This is a genomic window from Bradyrhizobium nivariense (assembly GCF_029846695.2).
Lineage (GTDB): Bacteria > Pseudomonadota > Alphaproteobacteria > Rhizobiales > Xanthobacteraceae > Bradyrhizobium.
This window is the reverse complement of the sequence record NZ_JARWCR020000019.1, coordinates 137745-145313: the sequence shown is the minus strand read 5'-3', so window position 1 is coordinate 145313 and position 7569 is coordinate 137745. Positions and strand designations below refer to the sequence as shown.

Here is a 7569-nt window from a genome sequence, read left to right as displayed (position 1 = left end):
GAAGGCCGGTGAGTGGTTCCGGCGGGGTCGTCTGCTCATGGTCTCTCCTGATTCGCGGGGCCTATCGTGCCCGCCGTCAGGCAGAAACTCCACTTAGCGTCCTGTGCAGATTTCCGGGACCGGCTCTGAAAGTGCTCCACTGCGCATCGGTCCATCCGAATGTGTAGTCGGGCGCCCACGAGCGTCGCGCATAAGTGCCACAAAGCACTAGAGCCGACGTGCGCTCGGGATAGGTCGCTGCATAGAGCAGCGACATCGGACCGCCCTCGGACACACCAAACAAGGTAGCCCGCTGGGAGCCAACTTGATCCAGCACCGCCTGCACGTCGTGCATCCGTTGTTCAAGCGTAAAAATCTGGGAGCCGCGATCGGACATTCCGGTGCCGCGCTTATCAAACATGATGACTCGCGCAAACGTTGCAAGCCTGCGAAAAAAGGAGGCGCGCGCCGGCGATTGCCAGAGCGCTTCAACATTGGACACAAAACCCGGGACGAACAACAGGTCGCGCGGACCGTCGCCAATCACCTGATAGGCAATATGAACGTCGTCACTTTTGACGTAGTGAGTGGCCGGGATGTCAGCCATGTTGGCCTACTGCGTGACAAAACCGCGCGGCGCGAGTGTCGCAGCTCAATCCGCCTCAGGCCAGCGAAATTCGGTCGAAAATGTGATGTGCTCGACCGCCGCACCGCAGCGATTGGGGGGAACTGATGGTGACGCCCCGTACGGCCCGAGACGTCCGCTTCGCATCAATCGCGACACTCCGATGTCCGGAGCACGCCCGCTTTAGCGCCCTGAACGGATATTGTCAGCGCGACCATGACGGGAGCCGTGACATTGAGCGCGGCGCCCGTCAGGGCTCGTTGAGTTATTCGGCCGCAATCGTGTGCATGGTCCCACTTTGGCCTGTGCCTCTGAATATGAAGCCCTCGTAGCCCTTCTCTGCGATCTCGGCGCATTTTCTGCGGTAACCGCCCACGCCCTCTGGACCGAGATAGGGCAAGAATCGACGCGGCTTGCCTTCTATGTTGGCGCCCATGTACCAGGAATTGGTGCCAGGCATCAGAGTCGAATTCACAACTTCGGCGACGTGGGAGCCCCATGCGTCCTGCGCCTGCGGGCTCGCCTCAATCGTGGCAAGCTTGTTTCTTCGCATGTGGGCGATGCACTCGGTGATCCATTCGACATGCTGCTCTATCGAGACCGGCATGTTCGACAGCACCGAAGGGCTTTGCGGGCCGGTGATCGTGAACAGGTTGGGATAGCCGGCGATCGCCAGGCCGAGATAGGTCTGCGGGCCATCCGTCCATTCTTGCGCCAGCGCCCGGCCGCCGCGTCCCTTGATACCGAGGTTCTTCAGGGGGCCGGTCATCGCGTCGAAGCCGGTGGCGATGACGATGATGTCAAGCGGATACTCCTTGCCACCAGCGCGAATGCCATTCGGCGTGATCTCCTCGATTGGACCATCGGCGCTCGCGTCCACCAGCGCCACGTTCTTCTTGTTGAACGTCTCGAAATAGTTGGTGTCCAGCGGTTGGCGCTTGGTGCCGTAGGGGTAAGTATTAGGCGTCAACTTCTCCGCGATCGCCGGGTCGTTGACGACCGAGCGGATCTTGCGCTTAAGGTAGTCGGCGATGACATCGTTCGCCTCCTTGGAGAAAAACATGTCCTGATAATTCGCCAGCCAGAAGGCGAAGCCACCGGCGTCCCACATTTTGTCGAACTCCTGCTCGCGCTCCTCGGGCGTAGTTTCGAGCACGGCCTTCGGTATGAAATCTAGCTCGAAGCCGAAGAAGGAATCCTTGATGCGTTGGCGGATACCGTCGTAATTGGCCTTACGCGCCCTGGTCACTTCAGGATCGACACGACCGTTGCGCGCAGGCACGCAGAAGTTTGGCGTACGCTGAAAAACCGTGAGGTGCTTCGCCTGCTGCGCGATTTCCGGAATCGCCTGCACCGCCGTTGCACCCGTGCCGATGATGCCGACGCGCTTGGCGGTGAAGTCGACGCCATCGTGCGGCCATTGGCTCGTGTGGTAACACTTGCCCTTAAAAGAGCGCAGCCCCTTGATCGGCGGCATGTTGGCGGTCGACAGGGCACCGACGGCTGGGATAACGAAGCGCGCCGTGAGGGCGTCGCCTTTGTCGGTGCGCACGCTCCACAGCTCGGTGTCGTCATCGAAGGCGACTTCCACGACGCGCTTGCCGAACTGGATGTCGGGCTTCAGGGCGAAGCGCTCGGCGCAATGCTCGAGGTAGCGCAGGATCTCGTCCTGTTCCGGATAGCGCTCGGACCAGTTCCATTCCTGCAATAGGTTTTTATCAAACGTGTAACAGTAGATGTAGCTGTCGGAGTCACAGCGTGCGCCAGGGTAGCGATTCCAATACCAGGTGCCGCCGACGCCGTCGCCGGCCTCGAGCACCGTGACGTTCAGGTCAAGCGTGTCGCGCAGCGAATGCAGCATGTACATGCCGGAGAATCCGGCGCCGATGATGACTGCATCGAAGTCGGCTTTCGCGTCAGCCGTCTGGGGGTGGCCTTGCACATTTGTCATGACTTTCCTCCCGTTGTGAGCACGCATTTTTGGTTCAGCCGCCTTCTGCGATGTGTAGACGCCGACCTGCGCGAACAGCAGGCATACTGGTGGCACCATCGCAAAGCACGCGCTCACGGCGCCATCACTCTCTCTTGAGTTTAGAACGCAGCGCGCGCCGTGGCGCAGTTAGGCCGCGGTCGCCCGGCACTATGCCGCGGCGCGCGCCTCTCCGGTCGTGTAGGCGGCCGTCTCGAATTCCAGGTAGCCACCGAACGAAGTTGGGTCGCCAAACGGCAGGATTTGCGTCGCCCAATATCCACCGAACCCGTTCTTGCGGTCGATCCAGTAGAAGGTGTTGGCGAGTCCGGCCCAGCCAATCGCGCCGGCCGGCCGGCCGGTTGGCGCGTCCTCGTCATTCAGCATGAAGGTTAAGCACCAGGATTTCTTCAGGCCGGGGAAGAACTCGGCATCGTTCGACAGCGTCGGAATGACGCCGGGCAGCATCGTGACGGCCTGGTGTGCCTGCAGACCGTTGCGAACGGCGGCCTCGACCGTCTCTTTCTTGAGCACGCGCCCCTGGGGTCCCGCCCCGTCGTTCAGCCACATGCGGATGAACTTCATGTACTCGCCGATCGAGCCGTAGAGACCGTGGCCGCCCATGTGGACTTCCGGCTCAGCCGGCAATTGCAGATCGGGAAGGGGAGTCAGCGAACCGTCAGCTTCGCGCTGGTGGATGGTGGCGAGGCGCGCACGCATCGAGGGGGTCAGCGAAAAGGCGATGTCCTCCATGCCGAGCGGCGCAAAGATTCGCTCCCTCATCACTTCGCCGAGGCGCGTGCCGCGGATGCTCTCGACAATTTGGCCGCACCAATCGATGTTGCTGCCATATTCCCATTTGTCGCCGGGATCGAAGATCAACGGCGTCATCAGTGACGCTTTCGAGCAGGTAGTCACGCTTGGCTGGCCGTGTTCCTGCGCTAGGCGCAAGTAATTTGCGTTGAAGAAGTCGTAGCCAAGGCCGGCGGTGTGCAGCATCAGCATGCGGGTGGTGATGTCGCGCTTCGGCGCCCGCAGCTTTGGCCTGCCGTCAGCGTCGAACCCGTCGAGCACCTCGAGCTTGCCGATGTCGGGAACGTAGGTTTTGGCCGGCGCGTCCATGTCGAGCTTGCCTTCCTCGACGCATTGCAGGACCGCTGTCCCAGTAATCGCTTTTGTGGTCGAGAAGATAGCGAAGACGGTATCTGTCGTCATTGCCTGACCGGCGCCAAGGCTGCGCTCGCCGGCGGCGCCTTCGTAGATGTTGGCCGAGCGATCCGTGATCATCGCTGCTACGCCGGGAACGCGGTCTTTGCCAGCCACGACCTTTTGCAAGATCCCGTCACATGCGCTGTTCAAGTTGTTACCCATAGACGTTCCTCCCCTTCCAAGTTTGATCCCGCGCTTCGCGCCGAATGACGTAAACCGTTGCAACGTGTTGAAGTGGGTTCCAGTCTGATTGTCTCGACGCCAGTTGCGCGAACGAAAAATCCCACCGCGGCCGTAACAGCATAACGACTGGAGTTTGAGAATGGGTTGGCTCCAGGTCAGCATCACATTTCGACGGGGCGTCTCGAAGCGTAGAACGTTTTCTTGCGATCAGCCATGCATTTCCATTTGGTATTTTTTGCAATTGCAGGTCAGCGTTGCTGACACTCGATCTTCCTCGAAGCGGTTTAGTTGGCATATTGCGCCGTCGCTCTCGCTGCACTTAGCAATCAGGTTCGGCGACGAGTTCCCTGTGGCATTTTTCGCAATGAACCAACTGGCCGCGGATGTCCGGTCATGGCGTGTGTTGAAAAAGTCGAAAATGACGTGTCAGCAAGATTCGCGCTTTTGCGACCTGATCGCCGACTTCGGCTGGCGATGCCCTCTCAGAGCATGTCCAAGGCCACAGAATTGAATCCGCTCAGATCGAAGCGGTGCCCACGCCCAAAACGCCAAGCGTACCAGCGGCTCTCAGAAAATCGGTCCCAATGCCGAAGAGGACTTTTCAACACGATTGGCGCAAACCGGACTGACCCGCACGTCCCGGAAAGAGTCATCTCGGACATTGACTGCGCGCGAAGTGCTCGCCGATGATTGTGACAAAAGGCGACTTCTCCGACGCGGCGGCCTGCGGAGCGGACTAGGAGGGGGCGATCCACGGATCACCGCTCCTCCGAGCCGGAATGACTAACCATTGGATGATCTGCAATTTCCGCTTCTCGTCCTGAGGCTTGGGTGATTTGCTACGGTGACAAGCTACAACTATGCGCCATTTGCGACCACGCCCGACACCAACGGCAGGGGACTTCGCAAGCCGCTAAATCGGCTGAACACTTTTGATAACGGTCCAATTATCGAAAGTTTGTCCGCTCTGGGTGCGGATCGGATATTCGATGGATGATCGACGTCTCCGAAGGGCCCAATTGCGGAAGTCACCTGGCTCCAGCCTTCACTCAGCTCCGCGCTGACACCTCAAGCCACGTTGCTTTCCGACGATGCCAGCCCGCAAAACCCCGTCAAATCAAAAGCAAGAACGCTCTGACCTTTGCGGTGAGCGATAAAGCGGTGAGCGCCGGCCGCGACCTGATGACCTTGGCGACGGAAAATTTTCAGAAACGAAGTTGAAAATTTTCCGGAACGAAGTTGATGCCGCTGTGTTCAGCAGCTGATTGCACAAGTGGAATGCAAGTCAATATTCCCCCGTACGGGAATAGGTCGCGTCCTGTTTTACGACAGGTGACTTTGACATGCCCCGCCAAGGCGCCGACTTCACAAAGGAAGAATCCCACCGCGGCGCAGCACGCCACGATACACATCTCAATTACGAGACGGCGCTGCTCGAGTGCGCCTCCGGATCGCGGTCGGACGTGGGCAAGATCTACGCCCGGGAGAAGGACCGGTTGTGCGCGGTAGCGCGCCGCATCGTCCACGACACGTCACGTGCGGAAGACGTCATCCACGATGCATTCGCGCAGATTCTCCGAGATGCCAAAAATTTCGACCCTGCAAGGGGATCCGCCCGCGGCTGGATCTACGCGATCGTCCGCAACACGGCGCTCAAGATGCAGGAGAGCACCAGGCGCGAACTCGCACTCAAGGACGAGACGCTGAACGCCATTTGCGAGCGGGAACAAACCGTCCCGGACCCCGCGTCCTGCATTCCGGACAGCATGGCGCTACGGACCATGCTTGATCAGCTCGAGCCAATGCGCCGCGCGAGCTTGCTTCTAGCGATCATCGACGGGCGCACGCATGCGGAGATCGCAGAATACCTCCAGGTTCCGGTTGGAACCGTCAAGGCATGGATCCAGCGAGAGCTCGTGGCGATGCGACGGCAGCTCAAATGAGGCGCGAATTTATTTTTCGCCGCTGCATCCATCGGCGTGCGTCGGCGACAATAAGGGTGACGGCGTGGTGATCCGGACAAGGCATGTGCCCGCGACCGTCGCAAACCCGAAGCGAGGAGCGAAGCCATGTCCATGCTGAACAATGTTACGAGAATTCTCGATCCGATATGGGGACGAGACGACGGCAGGAACAGCGACGACTATTTCAGGCATAGCGGAAGGGACGACTACTCGAAGCACGGCACGGACGAGTACTCGAAGCACACCAAGAACGACGACTGCTCCGATGACGGCCGCAAGGACGGTGATTGGAAGCATGCCGGGAAGGACGACTACTCGAAGCACGGCAAGGACGACGACTCGAAGCACGCCAAGAGCTACGACTGCTCCGATGACGGCCGCAAGGACGGTGATTGGAAGCATGGCGGGAAGGACGACTACTCGAAGCACGGCAAGGACGATTACTCGAAGCACGCCAAGAACGACGACTGCTCCGATGACGGCCGCAAGGACGGTGATTGGAAGCATGCCGGCAAGGACGACTACTCGAAGCACGCCAAGAACGACGACTGCCAGCCGCACAAGGACTACTGCCAGCCGCAGAAGGACTATTGCGATGCTAAGCCGTCCGACGACTGCGGCAAGGGCAACACCTATAGCCCGGGCGAAGCGCTGGCCAAGTTCGACTTCTCCCATGGTAATTTCGGCTCGCACGGTCCGGATCATTCGAGCGACATGCAGGGAGCGCTCGCTTCGATGCCGTCAGGCCATGCGCTCGATTACGCCATCGGCCAGATGGGCCCGGATCACTTCGACGTAGGACATTTCGACATGCCGACGGACACGCACAATGTCGATGTGCATCACGCCTGATGCGCCAGAAGGAATCGCCCGGCAGTCAATGCTGCCGGGCGAAAGTTGCTTTCAGTGGAACGAGATGAGAGGCGGCGGTCATGGAAGCGGTCATGAAAGAAATAGAAAAACGCGAGCTGATCGAACAACGGCGCAAGATATTCGAAGCCGAGGCACAGCGTGCGGACAAGCGAACCGGTTCTTTCGGTTTCTTGACCTGGCCGTTCTTCATTGCGTCCCTGATTGCCAGCGAGGAGTTTCTCGCCGCCCCGTTCAATCCCGCGGCGGCCGAGGAGGAGGAGAACGCGAGAGCCGCTCTGGCAGGCGCGGCTGAGCAGGCTGCGAATGACGATCCGCCGACTCATGATCCCTCGAAAACGAGCGGAGAGGATGAGACGGCCAAGGAGCCCGCCGCCTCGTCGGAGCCACATGCCGGCCAGTTCGATGCGACCGGGCTCCAGGCGCAGGCTGAAGACACGCCAAATCCGAGCACCGCCCGCAGCGAAGCTGTCGCCCCCGCGAGCGGTGGCGGTGGCGGCGGAGGCGGCGGCGATGATGATGCCGATTCCAACCATCATGACGCTTCCAGCCATCATGACGCTCACACCTTAATCCATGGCAGTTCCGTCAATGCTCTAGCAGCGGTTCCCCTGCTCGGAAGCAGTCAACTGCCGGGTGGATCAACGCTCGATTTCGTTCAGTTCAATGTGCTTGGCGATTCGTTCAGCCCGCCGATCATCGGCTCCGCTGGCCTGCCTGGAACCGTCGGCAGTCTGAGCCATGACGTGGCCGACGCGCTCGCACCGGTC

The 7569-nt window shown here is 60.0% G+C and carries 7 protein-coding genes; 4 read left to right on the top strand and 3 right to left on the bottom strand.

Annotation, left to right across the window (positions count from 1 at the left end):
* Positions 1-76: 76 nt before the first annotated feature.
* From QCM77_RS18250 to acmB, 3 genes are all read right to left on the bottom strand, one after another.
* Positions 77-586, bottom strand: coding sequence for an alpha/beta fold hydrolase (locus tag QCM77_RS18250; protein WP_280097015.1), 510 nt, complete (start codon positions 584-586; stop codon positions 77-79).
* 283 nt (positions 587-869) lie between these two features.
* Positions 870-2555, bottom strand: coding sequence for a flavin-containing monooxygenase (locus QCM77_RS18245; RefSeq protein ID WP_279668987.1), 1686 nt, complete (start codon positions 2553-2555; stop codon positions 870-872).
* 189 nt (positions 2556-2744) lie between these two features.
* Positions 2745-3944: a methyl acetate hydrolase AcmB gene (acmB, locus tag QCM77_RS18240; RefSeq protein WP_279668986.1), complete on the bottom strand. Its 1200-nt coding sequence runs from the start codon at positions 3942-3944 to the stop codon at positions 2745-2747.
* A 1014-nt stretch (positions 3945-4958) separates the two neighbouring features.
* Here acmB and QCM77_RS18235 point away from each other — a divergent pair.
* The 4 genes from QCM77_RS18235 to QCM77_RS18220 form a co-directional block, all read left to right on the top strand.
* Positions 4959-5186, top strand: coding sequence for a hypothetical protein (locus QCM77_RS18235; RefSeq protein ID WP_279668984.1), 228 nt, complete (start codon positions 4959-4961; stop codon positions 5184-5186).
* A gap of 122 nt (positions 5187-5308) precedes the next feature.
* On the top strand, positions 5309-5908 hold the full coding sequence (locus QCM77_RS18230; RefSeq protein WP_511337202.1) for a sigma-70 family RNA polymerase sigma factor: 600 nt from the start codon (positions 5309-5311) through the stop codon (positions 5906-5908).
* A gap of 126 nt (positions 5909-6034) precedes the next feature.
* On the top strand, positions 6035-6781 hold the full coding sequence (locus tag QCM77_RS18225) for a hypothetical protein (protein WP_280097014.1): 747 nt from the start codon (positions 6035-6037) through the stop codon (positions 6779-6781).
* Positions 6782-6861: 80 nt separating this feature from the next.
* Positions 6862-7569: hypothetical protein (locus tag QCM77_RS18220; RefSeq protein WP_511337201.1), on the top strand; the 708-nt coding region annotated here is incomplete at its 3' end.